General features: G+C 37.6%; 19 protein-coding genes and 2 tRNA genes. 13 read left to right on the top strand and 8 right to left on the bottom strand.

Features of this window, described 5'->3' with window-relative positions; translation table 11 throughout:
- Positions 1-232: 232 nt before the first annotated feature.
- A complete protein-coding gene (locus FNN09_RS15270) occupies positions 233-2,797 on the bottom strand; it encodes a M1 family aminopeptidase (RefSeq protein WP_143303236.1) in 2,565 nt (854 codons plus the stop codon).
- 381 nt (positions 2,798-3,178) lie between these two features.
- On the opposite strand from FNN09_RS15270, the gene FNN09_RS15265 reads away from it, so the two are divergent.
- Positions 3,179-3,769, top strand: coding sequence for a DUF4136 domain-containing protein (locus FNN09_RS15265; protein WP_143303235.1), 591 nt, complete (start codon positions 3,179-3,181; stop codon positions 3,767-3,769).
- Positions 3,770-3,816: 47 nt separating this feature from the next.
- Here the strand turns inward: FNN09_RS15265 and FNN09_RS15260 are convergent, their stop codons facing one another.
- From FNN09_RS15260 to FNN09_RS15250, 3 genes are read right to left on the bottom strand one after another with little or no spacing between them, the layout of a single operon-like run.
- Positions 3,817-5,253 (bottom strand): DUF6029 family protein, encoded by a 1,437-nt coding sequence (locus FNN09_RS15260; protein ID WP_143303234.1) that lies wholly within the window; start codon positions 5,251-5,253, stop codon positions 3,817-3,819.
- Complete coding sequence (locus FNN09_RS15255; RefSeq protein WP_143303233.1) at positions 5,250-5,738, bottom strand: TlpA disulfide reductase family protein; 489 nt, start codon at positions 5,736-5,738, stop codon at positions 5,250-5,252. Before FNN09_RS15255 ends, FNN09_RS15260 begins: the two co-directional genes overlap by 4 nt.
- 14 nt (positions 5,739-5,752) lie before the next feature.
- Positions 5,753-6,319: a TlpA disulfide reductase family protein gene (locus tag FNN09_RS15250; protein ID WP_143303232.1), complete on the bottom strand. Its 567-nt coding sequence runs from the start codon at positions 6,317-6,319 to the stop codon at positions 5,753-5,755.
- A gap of 238 nt (positions 6,320-6,557) precedes the next feature.
- Here FNN09_RS15250 and FNN09_RS15245 point away from each other — a divergent pair, with 238 nt between their 5' ends.
- From FNN09_RS15245 to FNN09_RS15215, 7 genes are all read left to right on the top strand, one after another.
- Entirely contained in the window at positions 6,558-6,932 is a 375-nt protein-coding gene (locus tag FNN09_RS15245; protein WP_143303231.1) for a BlaI/MecI/CopY family transcriptional regulator, read from the top strand.
- Positions 6,925-8,817, top strand: a complete 1,893-nt coding sequence (locus FNN09_RS15240) for a M56 family metallopeptidase (protein ID WP_143303230.1) — start codon at positions 6,925-6,927, stop codon at positions 8,815-8,817. The genes FNN09_RS15245 and FNN09_RS15240 overlap by 8 nt, the downstream gene beginning before the upstream one ends.
- Positions 8,818-8,988: 171 nt before the next feature.
- Positions 8,989-9,984 carry an FtsH protease activity modulator HflK gene (gene hflK, locus FNN09_RS15235; RefSeq protein WP_143303229.1) on the top strand — a complete coding sequence of 332 codons (996 nt, stop codon included), beginning with the start codon at positions 8,989-8,991 and terminating at the stop codon, positions 9,982-9,984.
- Positions 9,974-10,918, top strand: a complete 945-nt coding sequence (gene hflC, locus FNN09_RS15230) for a protease modulator HflC (protein ID WP_143303228.1) — start codon at positions 9,974-9,976, stop codon at positions 10,916-10,918. Before hflK ends, hflC begins: the two co-directional genes overlap by 11 nt.
- Before the next feature lie 397 nt (positions 10,919-11,315).
- Complete coding sequence (locus FNN09_RS15225) at positions 11,316-12,074, top strand: hypothetical protein (protein ID WP_143303227.1); 759 nt, start codon at positions 11,316-11,318, stop codon at positions 12,072-12,074.
- Positions 12,075-12,168: 94 nt separating this feature from the next.
- Complete coding sequence (locus FNN09_RS15220; protein ID WP_143303226.1) at positions 12,169-12,909, top strand: hypothetical protein; 741 nt, start codon at positions 12,169-12,171, stop codon at positions 12,907-12,909.
- Between the two features lie 12 nt (positions 12,910-12,921).
- Entirely contained in the window at positions 12,922-13,686 is a 765-nt protein-coding gene (locus FNN09_RS15215; protein ID WP_143303225.1) for a hypothetical protein, read from the top strand.
- A 66-nt stretch (positions 13,687-13,752) separates the two neighbouring features.
- Here the strand turns inward: FNN09_RS15215 and FNN09_RS15210 are convergent, their stop codons facing one another.
- A complete protein-coding gene (locus FNN09_RS15210) occupies positions 13,753-15,051 on the bottom strand; it encodes a Na+/H+ antiporter NhaC family protein (protein ID WP_255434140.1) in 1,299 nt (432 codons plus the stop codon).
- 172 nt (positions 15,052-15,223) lie between these two features.
- On the opposite strand from FNN09_RS15210, the gene FNN09_RS15205 reads away from it, so the two are divergent.
- A complete protein-coding gene (locus FNN09_RS15205; RefSeq protein ID WP_143303223.1) occupies positions 15,224-15,784 on the top strand; it encodes a sigma-70 family RNA polymerase sigma factor in 561 nt (186 codons plus the stop codon).
- Between the two features lie 10 nt (positions 15,785-15,794).
- Positions 15,795-16,070, top strand: a complete 276-nt coding sequence (locus FNN09_RS15200) for a zf-HC2 domain-containing protein (RefSeq protein WP_185969032.1) — start codon at positions 15,795-15,797, stop codon at positions 16,068-16,070.
- A 149-nt stretch (positions 16,071-16,219) separates the two neighbouring features.
- Here FNN09_RS15200 and FNN09_RS15195 read toward each other — a convergent pair.
- Together FNN09_RS15195 and FNN09_RS15190 are read right to left on the bottom strand one after the other, a co-directional pair.
- Positions 16,220-16,291: transfer RNA gene (locus FNN09_RS15195), tRNA-Thr, on the bottom strand.
- A gap of 48 nt (positions 16,292-16,339) precedes the next feature.
- Positions 16,340-16,412 (bottom strand) — tRNA-Gly (locus tag FNN09_RS15190).
- Positions 16,413-16,759: 347 nt separating this feature from the next.
- Here FNN09_RS15190 and serB point away from each other — a divergent pair.
- Together serB and FNN09_RS15180 are read left to right on the top strand one after the other, a co-directional pair.
- Positions 16,760-17,983, top strand: a complete 1,224-nt coding sequence (serB, locus tag FNN09_RS15185) for a phosphoserine phosphatase SerB (protein ID WP_143303222.1) — start codon at positions 16,760-16,762, stop codon at positions 17,981-17,983.
- 104 nt (positions 17,984-18,087) lie between these two features.
- Positions 18,088-18,894, top strand: coding sequence for a ThiF family adenylyltransferase (locus tag FNN09_RS15180; RefSeq protein ID WP_143303221.1), 807 nt, complete (start codon positions 18,088-18,090; stop codon positions 18,892-18,894).
- 51 nt (positions 18,895-18,945) lie between these two features.
- Here FNN09_RS15180 and FNN09_RS15175 read toward each other — a convergent pair whose 3' ends face one another.
- Complete coding sequence (locus tag FNN09_RS15175) at positions 18,946-21,876, bottom strand: pitrilysin family protein (protein WP_143303220.1); 2,931 nt, start codon at positions 21,874-21,876, stop codon at positions 18,946-18,948.
- A gap of 380 nt (positions 21,877-22,256) precedes the next feature.
- On the opposite strand from FNN09_RS15175, the gene FNN09_RS15170 reads away from it, so the two are divergent.
- A complete protein-coding gene (locus FNN09_RS15170) occupies positions 22,257-23,477 on the top strand; it encodes an Nramp family divalent metal transporter (RefSeq protein ID WP_143303219.1) in 1,221 nt (406 codons plus the stop codon).
- Positions 23,478-23,554: the final 77 nt, after the last annotated feature.

Raw genomic sequence — 23,554 nt, 5'->3', positions numbered from 1 at the left:
AATACGAATAATAGCCTCCATATCTAGCTTTAAAACAAAATACCAGCTCAACTACAGCCTCTCAGCGGTATAGCATATTAACAAACGCGATTCAATTTTAAAACATAAAAAAAGAGGATGCCGTAATTTTGGACACCCTCTTTTTGTATGCTGTAAATTGAAGTTAATTCAAGCTTTTACAAGAAAATATGAAGCTTGTTATGGCCTTGTATTAACCATGAACAAAACTAATTTAATTGAAATATTTCTCTTTAATTCGGTAAGCTCTTTCTGTCATATCAATGTTCTGAAGGATTTTCAACTTTAGATGCTCAGGATAGTTGGGGTTGTTTGTTAGAAAACTATTTGTCATCTCGTATGCTTCTTTGCTAACATGGTAGTTGATGCTATTGCCTAGCCACCCAATTGGAAAGAAAATATCGCCTGTCAGCTGTATTTCTTCTAACATTTGTAGTGTATTGGGTAAATAATGTACTGAGTGATGCTGCCTTAATGGATGATGCAAGTTGGCCAAGGCATTCTGAACCCAGCCCTCTTTACTTCTGTTTTCTAGTTTTGATAATGACAAAAAGAATTCATCGCGATCAGTGGCATTTGACGATAAAGATGGCTTTAGAAATGTGAGTTTATCCTTGTTGTGTTGGCTTTTCAGTTGTGAGTGAACCATGTTTATTAGTTGTTGTGCCTCAGTATGGTTTTTAATGCTCAACTGCGAAACGATACTAATTTTATCATTCTCACTCAAAGTAATACCCTCAACCTCGTGGGCACCCTTTATTATTTGTGCCAGCTTATCAATAGCACTTGGGCTAAGGCTGATGTTGTACCAAAGTCTGAACAAGGTTTTCTTGTTGGCGACATCTGTTTGTGCTTCCATGTAGGTCCATAATGATGGCTCTAAACGTTCGCTTAAGTCCTTTCGTTCGCCTTCGGGAATAAACTTCCAATAGCACGCCTGAAGTTGTCTGCTCAATTGGTTGAGAATAATTGAGTTTTCTTCTTTTAAGATAGTTTTGTGTAGGTAGTTCAGAAACTGTTTGGGATGAATACTACCATCTAAAAAATTCTCATATAAATTGATGACCATTCTGCCGCGCAGTAAATCATCAGACAACTGGCTAATGTTTGTTAACCAATAGTCAATTTGAGTATCGGTCAAACGCACCAAACCATAACCTTTTTCATCGGCTAAAAATAGGGTGTTGTCAGTTTCTAAATCATCCTGAATCTTTACTTTGGCATCAAACATTTGATATTGTAAAGTATTCTCGTCGTTTTGGATGATGTTGACTTCTTGCGGCCAGTAGGTTTTGGCACTTGTCAATTGTGGGTGTTCAGCTTGCTGTTTCAACCACAATTTATCTGGGTTGTGTAAGGATGGTTCGAAGTAAATAATAGGGCGGCCAGCTTCAAATACCCAGGCCTTGCTCCAAACTTTCAAATCCGTTTCGGTATGTTTATCAATACAGGCGATTAGATCGTTCCATGATGCATTTCCGTAGGCATTGTTGGCAACATACTCTTGTATGCCTAATTGTAACTGCTCTTCCCCTGCAATGCTTTCCAATTGTTTCATTACAATGGGTGATTTATGGTAGATAATTCCGCCGTATAGCGTACCCGCATTCTTTAGGTTCTTAAGTTTTTGTCCCACTGGGTTGGCTCCTGCAGTTCTATCTACTGCGTACGCGGCAGGAAAATGTGCCATTAAAAAACGTAGTTGGTGATTCATATCAGGAAACCAGGGTTCAGTAATTTTATCGGCCATAAAATTGGCAAATACTTCCTTTAGCCAAACTTCATCAAACCAAGGCATGGTAACCAAGTCTCCAAACCACATATGAGCTGTTTCATGGGCGATGAGGTTGGCTCGCGCTAACTCTTCATTACGTGTTGGATTTTCATCCAAAAATATTTTTGATGCTCTGTAATAGGTTGCTCCAGGGTGTTCCATTCCTCCAAATTGAAAGGATGGAATAGCGACTAAATTATACGTATCAAACGGGTAATCGTATTTGGTATAATTTTCTAACCAGTCGAGTGAGGCGGTTGTTTGTCTGAATACTTCTTTGATGTTTCTATTGTATTTGGCGCTGTCATCAACCATGTGGTACAAGCCAATCGTTTTGTCTTGCCATGTAATGGAGTCGAACTGATAATCACCAGCTGTAAAAGCCCATAAGTAAGTGCTAATAGCTTGCGAGGGGGCGAACTCTAATTGTATACGTCCCTCGGTTGCCTGCTTGGTGGTTGGTTGGCCATTGGCAATACCAATCCAGTCTTCTGGTAGATCCATTTTAACCGAAAACTTACCTTTTATATCGGGCTGATCAAAACAGGGAATAGTAAAGCGAGCTCGGTCTGGTACAAATAAGGCATAGAAGTAATCATCGTTTCTATTGAGGGCATTATTGCCCAATTGAAAGTTGATTTTAATAGTGTTGCGGCCTTTGGTTAATAGTTTATGAGTGAGTTTAATGTGTTCGTTTTCTATTGTTGGCGATTCAAGCAGTACATCATTAATACTTATTTGATGTAATTGATCGTTATCGGCTTTAAAATCAAGGTAGATGGTTTCTTTAGTATTGAGGTCGAACTCAATGGTTGACACACCATCAATGGGCTCATCAACATCATTCGGCACTACAATAGATAAATGATAAGTAAGGTTCTTGATTTGTATAGCACGTTTTTTAGCCAAGCGTTGGCTAACTCCTGGTTCGGGAGTAGGTGATGTGTTCAAATTACAAGCATTAAATATAGCTAGTACCAGAATAAAGAGTGTGTTTTTTACCATTACAATGAAATTTTAATCATCTAAAATAGTCATTAGCTACTTACTTAAGATATTTAGTGATGAATTTCATGTGTTTATATTTTGTTTTTTATTGCCACTATTTGTCCCGATTTATCGGGATGGAACTTGCCAAAATCAGTTATGCTCCTGTGTGAGATGCAATTCTCATGGCTCATTTCATCTTTTAAAATTATTTTCAAATGCCCGATGAAACTCCCAAGTAAATTTTATTATCTAGCTGTGCGATAATATTGATGCTACTTTTACATGCTCGTTTCATGTGTATTTTTTTGCTTTGCAACTTTAAGTTAATCTCATTGTTTACATTCTATATTCGACTACCTTTAGAACGATTTTTAAACTTTAATCCAGAAAATAACAATGAAGAACGTATTTGCATTCATATTATTAACCCTCACATTTGTTGGTTGTACAGGTATTAAAACATCTTCGGATTACGATCCAACCATTGATTTTTCAGATTACAAAACGGCAGAGTTTTATGGTTGGGATAAAAATACAAGCGATGATTTAAATGATTTTGACCGTAAACGAATTGTTTTGGCCTTGACAGAAGAGTTTCAAAAAAAAGGCATAGAACTAAAGGAAAAGGGAAGTGGAGGAGATTTAATTGTTAGCCTTTATCTAACAACCGAACAACGATCAGAAATAACTGCAACAACAACGCATAATCCGAATATACATGTTTATGTAGGATATGGTGGGTATTATGGTTATGGTCCAGGTTGGGGTTATGGTCCAGGTTATGGCGGCTATTCAACAACGCACATCAGCGAATCGGAAATTAACGAGGGAACTCTAATTTGCTCAGTATTTGATGCCGAGAAAAAGCAATTGATTTATGAAAGCATATCGCGAAAAACGATTGATGAAAATCCTCAGATTCGTAAAAAGAGCATCCCTTACATTGTACGATCGTTAATGCGAGAGTATCCAAAGAAAAAGAAATAAGTTTTTTAATATAAGAGCCCGATTTTTAGTCGGGCTTTTTTACGCAATTAAAAGCGAGCGTTCCAACGCAACTCAACACCTTTAAAATCCAATACCTCGTAGCACACACCGGCACTACAGGCAGGACCACCGCGTCGCTCTCCAGCAAAGACTTGAACCGTGTGCTTGTTGTTTAATTTGTAGCGAACAGTGCCGCTTAGCCAAAGTTTTGGTGTTGAGGTAATGTACTCATCATCGCTCCACTCGTTTAAAATGCCCGCAAATAATTTGGAATCATACCGATAGTTGAGACCAACAACATAGTTCGAACTGCTTTGCTGATCTCGCTTAAAATTCTGAAATTCTAATTCGAGCAATAAGCCTTGTTTTGCGTTAATAATTTGGTCGATATTCGTACCTGTTGATATTCTGTCCGATTCGCCTTTTAAAGGATCGTTGGCGTAATCTGCAAAGAATTTCACATCTGTTTTATTGAGTGTTGTTGACAGCTCTGCAAAATATTCAGTGTAAGTAAGAATGCTTCCTAAATCATTGTTTGCTTGTGTGTAATTAAATGTAATAAGTGTTTTATCGGTGGCTTGATAAAATGCCTCAAGCTGAAAGCCGTACTCATTCTCTGGTTGAACCACATGAGTGCTTCTGTTTAATACCCTGTACGAATGTTCTTTTACCAACGCGGGGGGCTCGTTTATACCAGACCCAATGACAAAATTTTCGTAATGTTTGTATTCGGCACTAATACCAAGTTTATTTATTGAGAAATTGAGTGAACCATAAAAAGCAAAACCCTTGGCTTCATTATTAACTGTAGAAGCATAGGTGGTATAGTAATTCATGAAAGGGAAGAGGCGACCGCTTAACGACCCTAGTGCATAATCAGTTGTGCCAGAGCTGTTGTTAAGATGCATATAAGAGCCACCAATAGTCTGTTTCAATAGTTTATATTCGGCTGATAAGGCCATGATTTCATCGTCGCGGCGTTTTTGCCAATCTTCGGTGGGCGAAACTAAATTATTTAACACATAACCGTAGGTGGTTTTTAGAGCGAATTTCTTGTGACGATAAGCAGCTGATGCACCCATTATGTCACGATAAAAATACTGTTTGCTTCTGTAGCTGATATCTTCAATTACAGCACCGTGTATTTCGTAAGAGCGAAGTAAAATGCCGCGACCAATGGTTTCATTAAAATTTCCCAAGTTAAAATCCCAACCTTTATTGCGGTAGTTTAGGCCAAACCAACCTGTTTCAATATAATTGCGGTCGGAGTAGGGGGAAACAAAATACTGTACCCCAGCTTTAGCTTTTAGTTTCTGATAGCGGTAGTTCAAATTTACTTTGTTGTACAAGGCATTAAACGATGTTTCGTTGGTTGTTGGCAGTTGTCCATATTGATACTCCAATAAACTACTACCGCTAAATTGAGCACGCGTTAACTGAATACCAAAGAGAAGAAAGACAAAAATTAGCAACTGCTTCCTCATTGTAGAATGCTTTTTATTTGATTCTCTAATTCTATTTCGTTGCCTGTAACCCAACCCTCGTGCCTGTATACTACCTCTCCGTTTGTATCAATAATTAGTAAGGTTGGTAAAACAGTTATGTTTAAATCCTGCATCACTACATTATCAATATCGGATAAAACAGGGTAGCTAAGTTTTAAGGTGCTACTTATTGGTAGCACCTTTGAAATACTTCGCGGACCATCTGTATTAATGCTGATAACATTCAGGCCCTTATCCTTATATTTCTGATGCAGTTGATCGATGGCAGGCATGGCTTTCATGCACGGTTTGCACCACGATGCCCAAAAATCGATGATAGTGAGTTGTTCTCCTTTTAGTTCATCAAAAGAAAGCCACTCTCCCTCCAGATTCTCGAGGGAGAAGTCATGAATGCTTTGAGCATTTAGGTCAATTAATTGAAAAGGTAAACAGCTTAAGAATAGAATGATGCTTAGTTTTTTCATTTGGGTTAGTTCAATTATAGGTTACTATCTATGGCTGATAATGCAGCTCCAATATCCTTTGATGCACCTTGAGATCCTTTAAATACGACTTTGCCATCTTTACCAAGGACTACTAAACGATCGTAGGTTGTCTCGTAATCTTTAGCCACCGAAGCAGCGTTCAGTAATAAAGGATAAGTTACGCCTGTTGTGTTTTTAAAGCCTTCCATCGACGCTTTTGTTCCATTCCATTGGTCCAGACCAATTACGGCTACATCGGCATTTGATGCGTATTTATTGGCTATGTCACTTTGTATTTTTGGTGCAGCAACCTTGCATGCGGGACATGAGTTACCTAGGAAAAACATAACAAGCACCTTGTTTTCAAAGCTCTTTAAAGTATAGGTGGTGCCATCCAGAGCTGTTAATGAAAAATCTGGAGATGACTGATCGTCGCCCTTCATATCCATGTCGTCATTGTTAGTTATTTCGTTGAGTTCGTCGTCCGAATCGTCACTACAACTAATGCTACTAAAAGCAAATAAAGTAATAATAAAAATTGCTTTTGAAAATGTCGATAATCTTGATTTTATTGTTTTCATATTTAAAGATGTTTTAATGTTAATATTGGCTTAGTCGATGAGTTTTCACATTCCTTACAGATTTCTTATTTTTTTTTTAGAGGAATGTTTTTTCTCTTTAGTCCTTTTGTAAGTAAAGGTTTGAGCAAGGATAAATGTTCTTATAACTGCACCTTAAGTTTAGTAACTTATAAATAAGTTGACAAACTTAAATATAAGTTGTATGTTTGAAGTGCTGATTAACTAATTTGGTAATACGATGGTTACTTTAACAAAAGCTGAGGAGAGAATAATGAAGCTTCTATGGAAGCTTGAGAAAGGGTTTATTAAGGATGTTATTGCTCAAATGCCTGAGCCAAAGCCGCCTTATAATAGTGTTTCAACCATTGTTCGAGTATTGGTAAAAAAAGAAATTGTTGGATTTACCAAGTACGGAACAACTTATGAGTATTTCCCATTGATTTCCAAAGATGAGTATCGAAAAGGGCAATTGGGAAATTTGGTTAAAGGTTATTTTAATAACTCTTTATCGCAAGTCGTTAATTTCTTTTCAGAAAACAAAAACCTTAAAACGGATGAGCTTAATGAGGCTATAAAAATGCTTGAGGAACTTAAAAAGAAGAGCGATGACTAAGTTTCTGATATATTTATTTGAAAGTGGTATGTGCTTAAGTTTGTTTTATTTAGGCTACATAACTTTTTTCAGAAAGGAAACCTACTTTACTTTTAACAGGTTGTATTTAATAATGTCAATGGTTTTGGCCTTATTACTGCCGCTGTCTTCTGTTCAATTATCTTTTGAATCGAGTACCTACGTAAGTGGTGCTTTTGGAAAGGTTAATGAGTTTCGAAATTATTATGAAGAATTAATATTATTAACCGAGCCTGATTTTGTTGTTTCTAATGAGTCATCGGCATTAACAGGTATTACAAAAGGTCACACATCACTACCGAAAAAGTTAGTTAATTCAGCTTCTTCTTTTAATTGGTCAAGCATACTATTCTATACATATATTGGCGGATTGCTCTTCTTTATAATTCGTTTACTGCTTTTGATTTACAATTTATATGCGATTATTAGGCGAAACAAGGTTATATATCATGATGAATATAAAATTGTACTTATCAATGAGGAAATGCCTTCATTTTCGTTTGTGAATTGGATTTTTGTCAACAAGAAAGCTCTAAAACATGAAGAATTTGAGCAAGTAATTGCACATGAAAAAGTTCATGTGCAGCAGAAACACTCAGTGGATTTACTGTTGGCACAAGTATTAAGTATTTTTCAATGGTTTAATCCGCTTACATGGCGCATACAGAAATCGATTAAAACATGTCACGAGTATATTGCCGATAGGCAAGTGATTGGCCAAGGACATGAATTATTCGATTATCAGTCCCTATTACTGAGTCAGTTAATCAGCATTCGCTCAGTAGAGTTGGTCAATAATTTTAATTTATTATCAATTAAAAAACGAATAGCCATGATGAATAAAATAAAATCAGGACGCCGTGCACAATTGAAAGCTTTGATGGTGATACCATTATTAACACTCGCCTTTTTCTTTTTTGCCGACATGACAGGAAAAACATTGATTGCTGAAAAGAACAGGGAAGCAATGAATATTAAAGCACATCCTGTGTTAGAATCCTCAGAAAACTCTGTTGTTAATAAAACAGATGAAGTTACAGATAGCCAGAATGAGCAACTTATTGAAAAAAATAGTGCCAATAATGCTAATATTCCCAGTGAGGGAAATCTGGAATTGATAAAAGGTAATTATCAAATAGATTTGCTTAGTAAAGAAAGCTCAGAAAGTTCATTGTTGGAAGATTTACCTAGCATAAAGCTTCCCACAGCACGAGCTGTAAAAGTTTACAATGAAGCTTATGTGCTTTCTAAGTTGCTTGTCGATGGAGATAAATGCTTTGTTGGTGGAAAGAAATTTGACATTAATTCTAGTAATGAGGTGCTGCAAAAGCTTTCTCATAAGGCGAGTGACAGTCGTAAATCTATAATTCTTGAAATTGATGTTGAGACGTCAATGAAAGAGGTTGATAAGATTAAGCATGCTTTGCGTTTAAACAATTTATTAAAAATTGGGTATGCCGCTGAGGCAGATAAATCATCTAAAGTTAAAAGTAGTTCAACTGCCATCGTTAACTTGTTACCTCCAAATGATGCCAAGATGCTTTCTAAAGAAGAAGCCTTTTTTGAGGGTATTAAGATGTTTACTATCAGTTCGAGCTCGAACTTGAAGAATGTTAGCAAACGATTGCGTGATCATATTGAAGACAATAAAAAGTATGTTATTCTGTACGAATACAATGATTATACATCGTACGACGATTACATTCAAACCATCGATATGATATATTCAACTGTTTGGAAACTGAGACAGGAATATGCTTTTAGCAATGGTGTTGATTACGATAATATGACCAAAGAGGAAGAGAAGAAGTTGCGTAAGAAATACCCGTTAACACTCACGATGAGAAATATTGATAGCGACAATTAGTCATTCGATCAAATTAAATTAAAGTTAAGCCCGGCAAGTGAGTCGGGCTTCTTTATTTTCTGCTTTTTAATACCTCTTTTTTGTGCTACATTTGAGAGCGGCTACGCTAATTCTATAAATGTGTAGTTCGTTGGTCTCAGTTATTACAGTTTACATTTATATATTAATCATATGACATCAAACCAATTTAATCTCAACTCATCGGGTGGTGTGCTTGAGAAATTAATTAAAAACATCAGGTCGGTTGCCCTCATGCTATTTGCGGGAATCATGGTCTGGTCAGCATTTTTTACGATTGATCCCGAAGAGGTAGGTGTAATTGTTCGTTTTGGAAAGTACATTCGAACAGTTGAGCCTGGTTTGAATTACAAAATTCCTTTGGTTGAATCGGTTTACAAAGTGGCCGTTGAGCGCCAGCAGAAAATGGAATTTGGGTTTCGTACCACCAGTGCAGGTGTAAAGTCTACTTATTCGCGCAAGGGGGGTATTGAAGAATCGTTAATGTTGACCGGTGATCTTAACCTGGCCGACGTAGAATGGGTTGTTCAGTATCGGATTGATAATCCTTATAATTACTTGTTTAAAGTGCGCAATCCAGAAGTTACTTTACGGGATATCTCAGAATCGGCTATGCGCCAAATTGTTGGAGATAGAACAGTGAATGAAGTATTAACCGTTGGGCGTACCGAGATCAGTGCCAAACTACAAGAGCTAATGCAGGCGGTTTGTCGTGAGTATTCGGTGGGTGTTAAAATTGAGCAGGTAGTTCTTCAGGATGTTAATCCACCAGAGCCTGTTAAAGCGGCCTTTAATGCCGTAAATGAGGCTCAGCAAGAAAAGGAAACATTGATTAACCAGGCCAAAGCTGAATACAATAAGGTAATACCAAAAGCAGCAGGTCAAGCGAAAGAAACAATTCAGATGGCTGAAGGATATGCCACTGAGCGTGTTAATAATGCAAAAGGTGATGTGGCACGATTTAATGCTTTGTATAAAGAGTATGTAAAAGCGCCAGATGTTACGCGTCAAAGAATCTATTTAGAAACCATGGAGTCCGTATTGCCTCGTTTAGGTCAGAAAATTATTACCGACCAAAATGGTAACAACGTATTGCCTTTATTGCAAATGCAACTTTCACAAAAAAACACTTCTAGTAATGGACAATAAGAAATCAATCATATACCTCATATTGGGGGCAGTGGCGCTGTTTTTATTTTCACAAAGCACCTATGTTGTTGATGAAACAGAGCAAGTGGTGGTAACGCAGTTTGGTAAGCCGGTTGGTAACGCCATAACTACACCAGGTATGAAGTTTAAAGTGCCTTTTATTCAAACCACACATTTTTTCGATAAACGCTATTTAGAGTGGGATGGAGATCCTAATCAAGTGCCTACCAAGGATAAGAAATTTATTTTTGTGGATACCTATGCACGTTGGCAAATAACTGATCCTTTACAGTTCTACAAGCGTATGACCAACGAGCGCAGTGCGTATTCGCGCTTAGATGATATTCTGGATGGTGAAACCCGTAACTTTATTGCTAAACACAACATTGAAGAAGCGGTACGATCAAGTAATCGTGTGCCTGCATCGGCCGGTATTGCTGGTGAAATGATTGGCGATAGTTTAACGGTTATTCATGTGGGACGAGATAAGATTCAAGAGATGATTCAAAAGGCTTCCAATGAGCAAGCCAAAGAATTAGGTATAGCTATTCTAGATTTTCGAATTAAGCGTATTAACTATGTTGAGGAAGTGCAAACTCAGGTGTACGAGCGTATGAAGAGTGAGCGTTACCGCATTGCTGATAAATTTAAATCAGAAGGGCAGGGCGAGGCTTCGCGTATTAATGGTGAAAAAGATCGTGAGTTGAAAACCGTTGTTTCGGAAGCCTACAAAACGGCTGAAGAGATAAAAGGTAAAGCCGATGCGGAGGCGGCATCTATCTATTCTTCAGCGTATAATAAAACACCACAGGCACGTAAGCTATATGGATTTGTTAAGTCAATGGAGGCTTACGAAAAAACCTTTGATAATCAAACTTACGTTATTTTATCAACAGATAGTGAGTTTTATAAATACCTAACAGCTCCGCAATAAGGAACGAAACAAAAGGCTTGAGTAGTGCTCAAAGTCTTTGTAAATAATACAAGCATATAAAAGCCGTTTTTTTACCGATGTAAGAAAACGGCTTTTTTATACCCCAAACAGTACAAGGGTAATGCCCCTTTCAATTAAAGCTGGTCATTGTGTCCTATGCCAAAAATTCGTTTGCTCGCTAAAAACTTGGTTTTAGGGGACTAATTGATGGGTGCAAGAGGTGCAAATATCATACTACACCCGGTGTAATTATTTATTGCTTACTATCATGTATTCAGAGGATTGATAATGTGCTGTGGAGCCTTTAATCTTCTGATATGGTTTATTTTAAAAAGTAGGCAAGCGCTTTGCAAGTACATAGGCCAATAAACAATGATTGAACTTAAAAACAAAAATCATGAGAGCATTTAAATTAAGTCTATTTGTAAGTTTGGCAGTTTTAGTATTTGCCAGTTGTAATAAAGATGATGGTGGTATAAGTGCACCAGGAGGTCAGGGACCGCACGAAGGAAATCCAGTTACTATTGATTTATCGTATACCGATTTTGTAGGAGGTACATTAAAGTCAATGGAAGATTATAATCCGGCAGAAGTAGTGCATAACTATATTTCTACCGGTTATACTGTTACTATTATTGAACTATATAATTCTGAAACAGGTAAGTTTGAAAATAAAACTTTTGAAGATGTTGATTTAGCGAATCCGGTAATTAGTTTTGAAGCCATTGGTTGGTTTGGAATAAAAGTTTCGCATTCAAATTACAGTGCACTAGGAATAGCCGCCTATTACAGTGTTGACGATCCGCGCATTGATGTGCAAAATTCGGGCGATGTTATTGTGCCGTTGGATTTGACGCAGGTATCTGTGCACTTGGCCAATGGAACAGGGCAGACTTTTGACTCTCAAATTGAGAGTGCAAGCATTAGTGGGATTATGGTAAGTGATTTTAATTTGCCTGTATATGTACCTGCTGATGTAGATTATGTAGTTGATGTTACTTTTCAGCACGATGGCGGACAAGATCAGCTAACGCATTCAGGGCTTGCAGGTCAAGCTTTCTATCATACAATTATGAATCAGGAAATTGGTACAGGTATCATCTTCGATTTACCAGTATTTGATACACCAACCGACGGTGGAGGAATAGGAGATTAAGTGAGAGTGGTTGGATAGTGAAGTATTACCCATATCAGGTAACTGGTATGGGTAATTTGTCCAAATTATTAGTATAAACTCAATACTTGTTATTATGAAAAAGTTAATAGCATATACGGTCTTTATTCTTAGTAGTGCTTTTCTATTGAGTTGTTCGAAAGATGGCGACATGGTGCCTGTTGATGATAGTCTTAGCTATCCTATTGGTGAAGTATCCACTGTATCGCTTTCAATATCTACAAGTGGAGGTTTAAAGTCTGATGCTAACGGCGTATTTGTTATGAACGATTTGTTGGAACAAGAGTTTGACCCCGACAAAGTCAATCATCTTTATGTAACGACAGGGTATACTGTAAAAGTATTTGACGCTTGGGTTGTGGATGAAAATAACCCAGATGGAGAATATCAGGATATCGAGTTTGAAGGCATTGATTTAACAGACCACGACATTGATTTTCAGACCGCAGGTGAGTTTGAGGTAGAGGTAGAACATCCTGATTATGATACAAGAAAACCAAGTTTTGAGGCTTATTATGAGTTTAAGAAAGAAAAGTTTACTACTTGGCCAGAAGGAGAACCTCTTATTATACCGATGGATTTACCACAGTTTGCCGCTTTATTGGTTTATCAATCGCTTGATGTAAGATTTACCATTGAAAAAATGAAAATTGAGAAGGAAGAGGTCTTGGAATATCAATCGGTTTATGTGGAGAAGAATAAGGATTTTGAAGTTGAAATAAAGCATCGTAACGGAGATAGGATTAAGACGGATTTACAAGCTGGTGATGCAGGGGAGTGTCAATACTTTTGGGTGGAGAGTATCATTTTTGAATAAAGCATGGTTATGATGAGACATATTAAATTAGTGACATTACTAGTGGGCATCATGCTGTTAATGCTTAGCTGCGATGATGACTTAAAAGAACGACCTGGCAGTGCAATTTCACACGATGGAGATGAAGTTGAGGTATTATTGCAGTACAACAATTTTTTAGATCCTGTTGAGGTGCCTTTAAAATCTAGACAGAGCTACGAAGAGCCAGATCACAATTATATTACTGATGGTTACACTGTAACAATTTTTGAATTGTACAACCCTGATACAGGTTTGTTTGAGGATAAGGTGTATACAAATATAGATTTACATGATCCTCAGATTGAATTTATGGCCATTGAGTGGTATGGTATTGAAGTTAACCATCCCGAGTACGAAGACAAGTTATCTGGCAAGAAAGCCTATTATATAGTTGAGCGTTCCGATATTTTCGTTAGCGAAGATGGTATTTCTGAAATACCATTGGCATTGGATCAGGTATCTGTGCATTTGGCTAACGGTACAGGGCAGGAGTTTTATTCACAAATATACGAAGCCACTATTGATGGCGTAATTGTGGACGATTTTAATCAGGTTGTATACGTGCCTAAGGATATGGAATACGTGGTATCAGTTTGGTTTAGACATTCCTACGAAGATATTATGGTAAGGAATAGTGGATCTGCTGGCCAGGCTTTTTATCACTTGGTTCACGATCAAACGGTTGATTCAGGTATTGAATTTGAATTACCTACGTTTGATAAACCAGATGAAGGTGCGAGTATAGGAGATAAGTAGATATATAGAAAGAAGTTGTGTTAATTTTGAGTTGTTTTATGGTTAAAACCTGCTAGTTGCTATGCTCTAGCAGGTTTTTTTTAATGCGATGGATAAAATTACTGTTATTCCCATCAAATAAGGGTAGAACAAGTAGCTCATTATTTCAAATGGAGAAAGGGCGCCTGCTGCTAAACCAATAGCTGCTAATATTTGAGCTCCATATGGCAAGGTGCCTTGCACAAAGCATGAGGCCGTATCCATTAAGCTGGCCGATCGTTGGGGAGCAATCTTAAATTTGTCCGCAATATTTTTGACGATTGGGCCCGACATTAAAATAGCAATGGTGTTGTTGGCTGTAAATACATTTACGATGCCTGTAAGCGCGGCAATACTAAATTCGGCACCCTTTTGTCCTTTGGTTCGTTTGCCAATGTGTGTAATCAGGTAGTCAATGCCTCCATTTACACGTACCACCTCTACAATCGCACCTACTAACATTGATACCACAACAATTTCGGCCATGCCTTGCATGCCATTGTTAATCGACGAAAGAAACGACCAGAAATGAAAGTCTTCCGTTATTAAGCCAATGCCACCGGCCAAAATAATACCCATGCTAAGAACTAGAAAAACATTCATTCCCAAAACTGCAGCTATTAAAACAGTGAGGTAGGGTATTAACTTTATGTAGTCGATCCAGTTAATTGTTATAGTATGCTCGCCTGCCGTTGAAGGCATTAGTAAATATATGATTAATGAAATGATGGCCGCAGGAAGTACCAGTTTAATATTGGCTCTAAACTTGTCTTTCATTTGACAGTTTTGTGTGCGTGTAGCGGCAATTGTCGTGTCCGAAATCATGGAAAGATTATCGCCAAACATTGCGCCGCCAATTGTTGCTCCAACTGCCACCGCTGCGTTAATGTCAATCGCTTCACCAAGCCCTATGGCTACTGGCGTCAGTGCCACAACAGTGCCTACTGAGGTGCCCACAGCCAAAGAAATAAAACATCCGATAATAAACAAACCCGCTATTAATACTTGCTGAGGTAAATAATGCAAACCAATATTAACCGTTGCATCAACAGCTCCCATTTCGCGAGCCACATTTGCAAAAGCACCTGCTAAAATAAAAATTAAGCACATCATCATTATACCCGGATGTCCCATTCCCTTGGTAAATACTTCCATTTTATTAGTTAGCTTTTTGCCAGGAGCCATAAAAAGAGCTACAAAAGCAGCCACTAGAAATGAAATAATGATTGGCATTCTATAAAAATCGCCACTCAGCCATCCCGGGATGAGGTAGATGATTAAAAATACGCCAATGGGAATGAGTGCTTTAATCTTGAGGTCTTTCATGTTTGTGGTTTTGTTTTGCACTACAATATTATAAAAATGCTTTGTAAAGTGTGTTGTGTTTTTAATCCATTACAATCGGTGGCTTAGATTTAATGATGATCAAATTTTTAAATTTATTCGATTGTTATCAAACTTAAAACTTATTGCTGGGTAAGTATGTTTTAGAAGCAGATTAAAAGATACCTTTTTGTGTATGAAACATTATTTGAATCCGAATAAATGGGTCGATTCTTATGCTGATTATCTTTACAGATATGCATTATCGCGCGTGAACAGTGATGAATTGGCTGAGGATTTGGTGCAAGAAACATTTCTGTCAGGAATAAAGGGAAGCTCTAATTTTCAAGGAAACAGCAATGAGCGAACCTGGTTGACGGCTATTCTCAAAAGAAAAATCATCGATTATTACCGTAAAAAATCATCTGTGAAAGAGTTTTCACTGGATCAAACTGATGAGCGCTTTGGAAAACAAGGTATGATGAATGATCATTGGTTAGATAATAAAGCCCCTAAGGATTGGCAGTTAAATGCTCAGGATCAAATCGAAAACGATGAGTTTAAGGCCATTTTGCAAGCTTGTATTAGGCATTTGCCCGAAAAATGGGCATCGTGTTTTATTCTGCGCGTGATGGATGAAATGAAAGGGGAAGAGGTTTGTAAGGAATTAAACATTACTTCGTCTAATATGTGGGTAATGTTGCATAGAGCCCGACTTCAATTGCGCGATTGTGTTGAAAAAAGTTGGTTTAAATAGAGGGGGATAGATGGATACAAAAGGTAAAATGATGATTACTTGTAAAGAAGCGACTTATTTAATCTCAAAACGAGAGCAAGATGTCCTGAGCTTTGCTGAACGATTACAATTGAAGTTTCATTTGATGATGTGTAAATATTGTAGACGCTTTGCCGAGCAAGTACACTTTTTGAATGATGCAATACTTAAAATGAAACAAAAGGTAGAGGATCAGGAAGATGGTATTCAGCTTTCGAAGCAATCAAAGGACTTACTCCGCTCAAAAATAGCAGAAGCACAAAACTAAGTGTTCATTTGGTGTGAGCTGAGGTAAAATGAAAACACTTGCATAACTCATGCGCTACAGAGTTCGAAAATATTGTGGACTTTTATTTTTAGGGTTTCACTAAAAAAAATGTACAAAAAAAGGATTCTCAAAATGAGAATCCTTATGTGAGCCAATGACGAGATTTGAACTCGTGACCTCTTCCTTACCAAGGAAACGCTCTACCCCTGAGCTACATCGGCAAATTAAAATTGAATACGTTTATTCCAATCTTAACTACTATTAAACCGAGCGAAAAACGGGACTCGAACCCGCGACCCCGACCTTGGCAAGGTCGTGCTCTACCAACTGAGCTATTTTCGCATTGTCTGTTCGTATAACAGATGGCTGTTTTTCGTTAACAGCGGTGCAAAAGTAAAACATTTTCTAATTCAGACAAATTTCAATGTGTTTTTTATGCATTATCAAAGTGTTTTTTTTCATTGTCGGTACTACATTTCGACTATTCTAAGGTGTATCTTGTTGATGTAAAATTGGGGTATTTCTCTGCCGCTTTTAGTGTCAGTATTATGCTCTTAATTTCAATTCAGTGCGTCGACCTATAATTTTAGCCTCATTATAAAATAGGTAAGATAAAATTAACAGTAGATTAAGTGTGTTTGGTATTAGATTATTATTTTTGTCTATCATTTAATATCAAATTTATACTCATGCACCGAAGCAAAGAAATCATTTTATTAAATATATCAGGGGAAGATAAACCAGGATTAACGGCTGTTCTAACTGGTATTTTATCGCAATATGGTGTTAATATACTGGATATTGGGCAGGCGGTTATACACGAGGATCTCGGGCTTGGTATTTTGTTTGAGGTGCCAGAGTCATCAGAGTCGGCTCCTGTACTAAAGGAGTTATTATTTAAGTCATATGAATTGGGACTTAACCTTAAGTTTACGCCAGTAACCGAAGAAAAATATAAAGATTGGGTTGGTCATCAGGGAAAAGACCGCTTCATTATTACTTTATTATCACGCAAATTAACGGCCGATCAATTATCGCAAGTGACTACGATTATTTCTAATCAAGGTTTGAATATCGATTATATCTCTCGTTTGAGCGGTCGTGTTTTGCTCGACGATCATGAGGGGAATGATAAGTCAGTGGTTGAATTCTCGGTGAGAGGTACGCCAATTAGTGAGGAAGATATGAAGCAGCAGTTTATCGATATTTCGAAAGAAGCAGGTGTTGATATTGCGTTCCAGGCCGATAATATTTTTCGTCGTAATCGTCGTTTGGTTTGTTTTGATATGGATTCGACGCTGATTCAAACGGAAGTAATAGACGAGTTAGCAATAAAGGCAGGGATTGGGGATCAGGTAAAAGAAATAACCGAAGCAGCCATGCGTGGCGAGATTGATTTTGACGAGAGCTTTATACAGCGGGTAGCACTGCTTAAAGGTCTGGATGAGTCCGTAATGAAAGAGATTGCTGAGAACTTACCTATTACGGAAGGAGCCGAGCGTTTGTTTAAAACCTTAAAGAAATATGGCTATAAAACGGCTATTTTATCAGGTGGCTTCAACTATTTCGGCAATTACTTAAAAAATAAATTAAATATTGATTACGTGTTTGCCAATGAGTTAGAAATTGAAAATGGGAAATTGACAGGCAAGCACAAAGGAGAAATTGTGAATGGCGACAAAAAGGCCGAGCTACTAAAACTATTGGCTTTTAAAGAGGATATCCACCTTGAGCAAGTAATTGCAGTTGGAGATGGTTCCAACGATTTGCCCATGCTGAAATTGGCTGGATTGGGTATTGCATTTCATGCAAAACCTAAAGTGCAAGAATCAGCAAAACATCATATTTCTACCATTGGATTAGATGCCCTTTTGTATTTACTAGGTTTTAGAGATCGAGAGATTAATATTTAACTGTCTGATAAATAGATGCCATTGTGCTGTTGCGATCTTTGTTTTGATGGTGTGTGAAAATGTAGAAAATTATTATTTTTGCCGCCCAAAGATTAGAGCATAGTATGAGTAAAAATATTTATCATCGATCAGAATTATTGCTTGGTAAGGAGATGATGTCTGCCTTAGCAGGTAAAAAAGTAATTTTGTTCGGAATAGGTGGAGTTGGCAGTTGGTGTGCAGAGAGTTTAATTCGTACCGGTTTATTGAACTTAACCATTGTTGATAGCGATCGGGTATGCATAACCAATGTGAACAGGCAAATGATGGCCACCACCAAAACTGTTGGTCAGGTAAAAACGGTAGCTCTTAAAAATCGCCTTTTGGAAATTAATCCAGAGGCGAACATCAACGATATACAAGAAATATATAGTTACAAAACAGGGCATCTGTTTAATTTAGATGACTATGATATTATAATTGACGCCATTGATAGCCTTAGTAGTAAAGCTTATTTAATAGAAATGGCAGCAGCCACTAAAGCTATTTTTGTATCTTCAATGGGGGCTGCGCTTAAAGTTGATCCAACCCGCATAAAAGTAGAATCATTTTGGAATGTGACAGGTTGTCCTTTGGCACGTAAGGTGCGTAAGGTGGTTAGACGACGCGGCATGCCAGAACGCGACTTCCCTTGTGTTTTTAGTGATGAAGTGCAGGCAAATGAGGGAGCCTATTTAATTGATGAAACATCAAACAAGCCAGAGAATATGGATGGCAATGGTCCTGGTAAGCCAGAGTTAGTCAACCACAAGTGGGATAATAAAAAAGCATCGGTTAACGGTAGCTTATCTCACGTGACCGGAATATTTGGCTTTACGCTTGCCGGTTTAGTCATCAATCAAATACGAGAAGAAATTAAGAAACAGGCATAAAAAAAAATCCCGGACTTTACCGGGATTTTTAATGGATTCAAATCAAATAGCTTAATATCCGAAGATATCTTCCAAGGCTAGCTCGTTTACTTTACCCAGTTTAGATAAAGCTTTCTTGTCTAAATCGCCTTTACGCCCAAGTACCATATATGTGAAGTTCTTACCTTTAATATGCTCATTAAAGAACGACTCAAAATCATCAAGGGTAATCGATTGTGCTTTATTATAAACATCTTTTCTAATGTCGTAATCAATGCCACGATCGTTATTACTCATGTATTCCCAAAATAAGTCTTTGTTGGTAATACGCTCAGTATTTATTTGCTTTACAATGCCTTCGCAAGCTTGGCTAAATTGCATTTCGGCACGAGGCATTTCGTTCATTAATTCGGTAAGAGTAGAGGTCGCAATGCTTAATTTGTCAGCTTGCGTACCCAAATTACCATAGATAAAGTTGTCTTTATTCTTTTTACTGGCGGTAACATATCCTGCACCTGCCGAATAGGCTAGCGCTTTCGATTCTCTTATTTCCTGAAAAACAACCGATGATAAGCCCGAACCGAAGTAATTATTAAACACCTCTGCATACGGAATTAACTCTGTTTCGTAAGGGGTGTCTTTTACCAACAATAGTATATTCGCTTGGTTAATGTCATAATCAACCACATATACCTGAGACTGGGAGCTGTTGTCGCGCATTTTAAATTCTAATGATTCTGGTAGTTCAGCTAACTGATCTGGCGTGGTATGGTGTTGCGCCAATAAACCAGTTACCGTTTCTGTACTTGATGGCCCATAATAATATACCTTGTGCTCGTAATAGGTCATTTCATTCAACTGCTTGGTTAAATCACTTGGATCAATGGCTTGCAATTCATCGTTACTGATCAGGTATTTACCTGGCGATTTTTTACCATAAATACCAAAATCCACCATGGCATTAAATATGCGGCCCTGGCTTTTCTTAGCATCGTCACGCTTTTTCACTATCCCTTTCACAAATTCATCATACGATGCTTGATCAGCCTTCGCATTGTGCAGTATGTGTTCCATCATCGAAATTCCTTGCTCCAATTGCTCATCAAGACCCGAGATAGTTACGTAGCAACGATCGTTACCAGCATTAACCGACAGGCTAAGCCCATATCTGAATAGTTCTTTACGTAAATCCTCTGGCGAATATTTGTTGGTTCCTAATAAAGGAAGATAATCCACTGCCAAAGGAAATTGTAAACTGTTGTTTTTACCAAGGTCGATGATGTAATTTAATCGGAATAAACCGTTGTTTTCATTCGTTGAGTGGAAAAACTCTAAGCCTGGTTTTAACTCTTGCTTATGTAGCTTGGTGTTAAAATCAACAAAAACAGGGTTTATATCACTAATTTCTTCTGCCAAGAATGATTTGGCAAAATCAGACTGTAACTCACGATTGACTGGAACAGCCGTAATTTCTGGTTTATCTACTTTTACCAAAGCGCTGTTATCACCTGTACGTTTGTAAACAAGTGCATAGTTGTCGGCATATTTAGCGTTGGCAAAGGCCACAACTTGTTCCTTGGTAATCGATTTCATCTTATCTAGAGTGGCCAATACATCGGCATGCGATTGGCCTGATATAAATTCATTCATTAAGGAATAAGCCGAGTAAAAAGGGTATTCTAAAGCCTGCATAAAACTAAGGCGCGACTTGTTCACAATGGCCTCAATAATCCATTCTTCAAATTCACCTTGTTTTACTTTATCCAATTCTGCTAATAATAAATCTTTAACTTCTTCCAATGTTTGCCCTTCACGAGGCTTGCCGCTAAAGATATGGATGCCATGATCGCGCATGAACCAAGAGCCAGATGAAGCGCTTAGAACCTTTTGTTTTTGTACCAGGTTTAGGTCAATTAGGCCTGCTTGCCCATTTGAGAGAATAGAGCTGATTAAATCAACCATTAGTTCATCTTCACTTCCTATACCATCAAAGCGAAAAGCCATTTCCATACTTTCAGCATCGGGACCAACAACCTCTTTAATGATAGGTGCAGTAATTGGTTCTTCTTTAGCAAGCTGAGGTTCTGTATATGGTTTCTTTTCCATCTGACCAAAGTACTGATCAACCAACTGAATGGTAGGTTCAAACTCCAGGTCACCCGCTAGTGTGATGGCCATGTTATTAGGGATATAGAACTTTTCTTTAAACTTATAAATCTCTTCCATTGAAGGATTTTTCAAATGCTCAGGAAATCCAATAACGTCGCGGCCGTATGGGTGGTTGGTAAATAAGCCTTCCATTAGCGATTGAAAAGCTCTTTGACCATCCATATCCTGATACATATTAAATTCTTCGTAAACAGTTTCAAGTTCTGTGTGGAATAAGCGCAATACCAAGCCAGTGAAACGTTCGTGCTCCAGTTTAGCCCATCTTTCTAATTCATTTTTAGGTACTTCGCACATGTATACGGTTGATTCGTAAGAAGTACCTGCATTCACACGAGATGCCCCCATACTTGTGTTTAACTTGTCAAACTCGTTGGTTGCTACGTAGGTAGCTGCAATTTGCGACAAGCTATCAATTTGAGCATAGATTGTTTTTTTAGCATCAATATTATCTGTTACGCGATGCTTTTCAAATAAATCAGATATTTGCTCAAGTAAAGCACTTTCTGCTTCCCAATCAGTGGTGCCCACCTTTGATGTTCCTTTAAACATCATGTGTTCCATGTAATGGGCTAATCCTGTAGCGTTAGGATCTTCAAAGGTTGAGCCAGCTTTAACACCAATTAGTGCTGCTACTCTTGGTTCATCAAGGTTTCGAGTAAGATAAACTTTAAGTCCGTTTTCAAGGGTGTAAATACGAGCTTTGTAAGGGTCATTACTAACTGACTCATATGGGTAGCCGTTGGAGTCAGTTTTTTGCTTGGTTTGATACGTAGATTGTTGGCACGAGAATAGCACCAAAATGCCTGCTAGGGACAGGCTGAATAGTCGTTTCATAAGTTTAGTTTTGTTTTTTGAACAGTTGAAGATAGCGATTATTATTTAATATTTTAATATTCGTAAAATTGATTCACTAATTTTTTAGTTGATTATATGTGTGCTTGTAAGTGTCAATGTTTAAGTAATAAACTGACAGATGTGGGATTTGCGTATTTATTAGGCTTAAATAAGAGTGGAATGTTTTGCTTAACTATAAAGTGTCTTTATGAGCATTTATATTTCACATTGATAATTGCTGTGTTTGAATAAGAGTTTGGGCGAGATGCATTTCATGGTCGTATATCAGTGGGTTCTTTTTCATTTTCTTTATATTTATCAACAAAGCCCACAGTTAAAGTGTACTAGCGAAGCGCTTATTTATGAATTAATCTATTCGAATGGCAAACTTATTATCAAAACTAAAATCAATTGGTCCGGCTGGACTGGTAACAGCGGCTTTTATTGGGCCAGGAACAATTACCGCCTGCTCAATGGCTGGTGCCGGATTCGGTATGGCCTTGCTTTGGAGTCTTTTATTCTCGGTTTTAGCAACCATCTTTTTGCAAGAAATGACTTTACGTTTAGGTATCATTACCCAAAAAGGATTGGGACAATCCATTCGTACAAGTTTAACATCTCCTGCTCTGAGAGTACTAGCTATCGTTTTAATCGTTTCTGCAATTGCAATTGGAAATGCGGCTTATGAGGCCGGCAATATTGTAGGAGCTTCATTGGGCTTGACGTCTATTTTTGAGGGAGTAAATCCAATTGTATTAAGTGTGGTAATAGGCGTATTGGCGTTTATTCTATTAATGCAAGGTAGTTATAAGCTGATTGAAAAAGCACTGGTTGTGCTGGTAATTTTAATGAGTATTGTTTTTTTGAGTACTGCCATAATTATTGGTCCTGATTTTTACGATATACTAAAGGGTATGTTTGTACCTAGCGTACCAAAAAACTCTATTCTTTCCATAGTTGGTTTAATTGGAACCACCGTTGTGCCATATAACTTATTTTTACATGCTTCGGCTGTTAAAGAACGCTGGAAAAATAAAGAGGATATTAAGGAAGCTCGCTTCGATCTAATCTTTTCAATTGCTCTTGGAGGTATTATATCCATGTCGGTAGTGATTACTTCGGCTGTTGCTTTTTTCGGTCAGGGTATAGGTTTAAATGGTATTGGCGAAATGGCCATTCAACTTGAACCAATTTTGGGTAGTTGGGCTAAATATTTCCTGGGCATTGGTTTGTTTGCAGCTGGGGTGTCATCATCCATTACAGCGCCATTGGCTGCAGCTTATGCTACTACTGGTATCTTAGGTTGGAAGCAAGATTTAAAAAGTACCCATTTCAGGTTAATATGGATTGTTATATTAGTGATAGGCGTTTTTGCTGCAAGTTTGGGTTATAAACCTATTCAAGCCATCTTGTTTGCACAGGTAACCAATGGTCTATTGCTTCCTATTATTGCTATATTTCTATTGGTAATAATGAATAGCAAAAAGTTGCTTGGACAGTATGCCAATTCTATTTACAGTAATGTGGCCGGTATTATTGTTATTGCCGTAACATTAACCTTGGGCTTAAAAAGTATACTGAGTGTTTTACAGATTATTTAAATTAAGAGCTGATGAAACGAGCCATGAGAACAGTTTTCCACACAGAATCATGGTTAATTTTGGTGAGTTCCATATGG

Origin of the sequence: Carboxylicivirga sp. M1479 (genome assembly GCF_007097485.1) — a bacterium.
Classification (GTDB): domain Bacteria; phylum Bacteroidota; class Bacteroidia; order Bacteroidales; family Marinilabiliaceae; genus Carboxylicivirga.
This window is presented reverse-complemented; position numbering and strand designations above follow the sequence as displayed.

Coding starts and splice junctions, on each gene's coding strand:
- serB (WP_143303222.1), top strand. CDS start 16,760: ATGCACCGAAGCAAAGAAATCATTTTATTAAATATATCAGGGGAAGAT.
- FNN09_RS15220 (WP_143303226.1), top strand. CDS start 12,169: ATGAAAAAGTTAATAGCATATACGGTCTTTATTCTTAGTAGTGCTTTT.
- FNN09_RS15205 (WP_143303223.1), top strand. CDS start 15,224: ATGAAACATTATTTGAATCCGAATAAATGGGTCGATTCTTATGCTGAT.
- FNN09_RS15225 (WP_143303227.1), top strand. CDS start 11,316: ATGAGAGCATTTAAATTAAGTCTATTTGTAAGTTTGGCAGTTTTAGTA.
- FNN09_RS15170 (WP_143303219.1), top strand. CDS start 22,257: ATGGCAAACTTATTATCAAAACTAAAATCAATTGGTCCGGCTGGACTG.
- FNN09_RS15265 (WP_143303235.1), top strand. CDS start 3,179: ATGAAGAACGTATTTGCATTCATATTATTAACCCTCACATTTGTTGGT.
- FNN09_RS15245 (WP_143303231.1), top strand. CDS start 6,558: ATGGTTACTTTAACAAAAGCTGAGGAGAGAATAATGAAGCTTCTATGG.
- FNN09_RS15215 (WP_143303225.1), top strand. CDS start 12,922: ATGAGACATATTAAATTAGTGACATTACTAGTGGGCATCATGCTGTTA.
- FNN09_RS15255 (WP_143303233.1), bottom strand. CDS start 5,738: ATGAAAAAACTAAGCATCATTCTATTCTTAAGCTGTTTACCTTTTCAA.
- FNN09_RS15200 (WP_185969032.1), top strand. CDS start 15,795: ATGGATACAAAAGGTAAAATGATGATTACTTGTAAAGAAGCGACTTAT.
- FNN09_RS15260 (WP_143303234.1), bottom strand. CDS start 5,253: ATGAGGAAGCAGTTGCTAATTTTTGTCTTTCTTCTCTTTGGTATTCAG.
- hflK (WP_143303229.1), top strand. CDS start 8,989: ATGACATCAAACCAATTTAATCTCAACTCATCGGGTGGTGTGCTTGAG.
- hflC (WP_143303228.1), top strand. CDS start 9,974: ATGGACAATAAGAAATCAATCATATACCTCATATTGGGGGCAGTGGCG.
- FNN09_RS15240 (WP_143303230.1), top strand. CDS start 6,925: ATGACTAAGTTTCTGATATATTTATTTGAAAGTGGTATGTGCTTAAGT.
- FNN09_RS15175 (WP_143303220.1), bottom strand. CDS start 21,876: ATGAAACGACTATTCAGCCTGTCCCTAGCAGGCATTTTGGTGCTATTC.
- FNN09_RS15250 (WP_143303232.1), bottom strand. CDS start 6,319: ATGAAAACAATAAAATCAAGATTATCGACATTTTCAAAAGCAATTTTT.
- FNN09_RS15270 (WP_143303236.1), bottom strand. CDS start 2,797: ATGGTAAAAAACACACTCTTTATTCTGGTACTAGCTATATTTAATGCT.
- FNN09_RS15180 (WP_143303221.1), top strand. CDS start 18,088: ATGAGTAAAAATATTTATCATCGATCAGAATTATTGCTTGGTAAGGAG.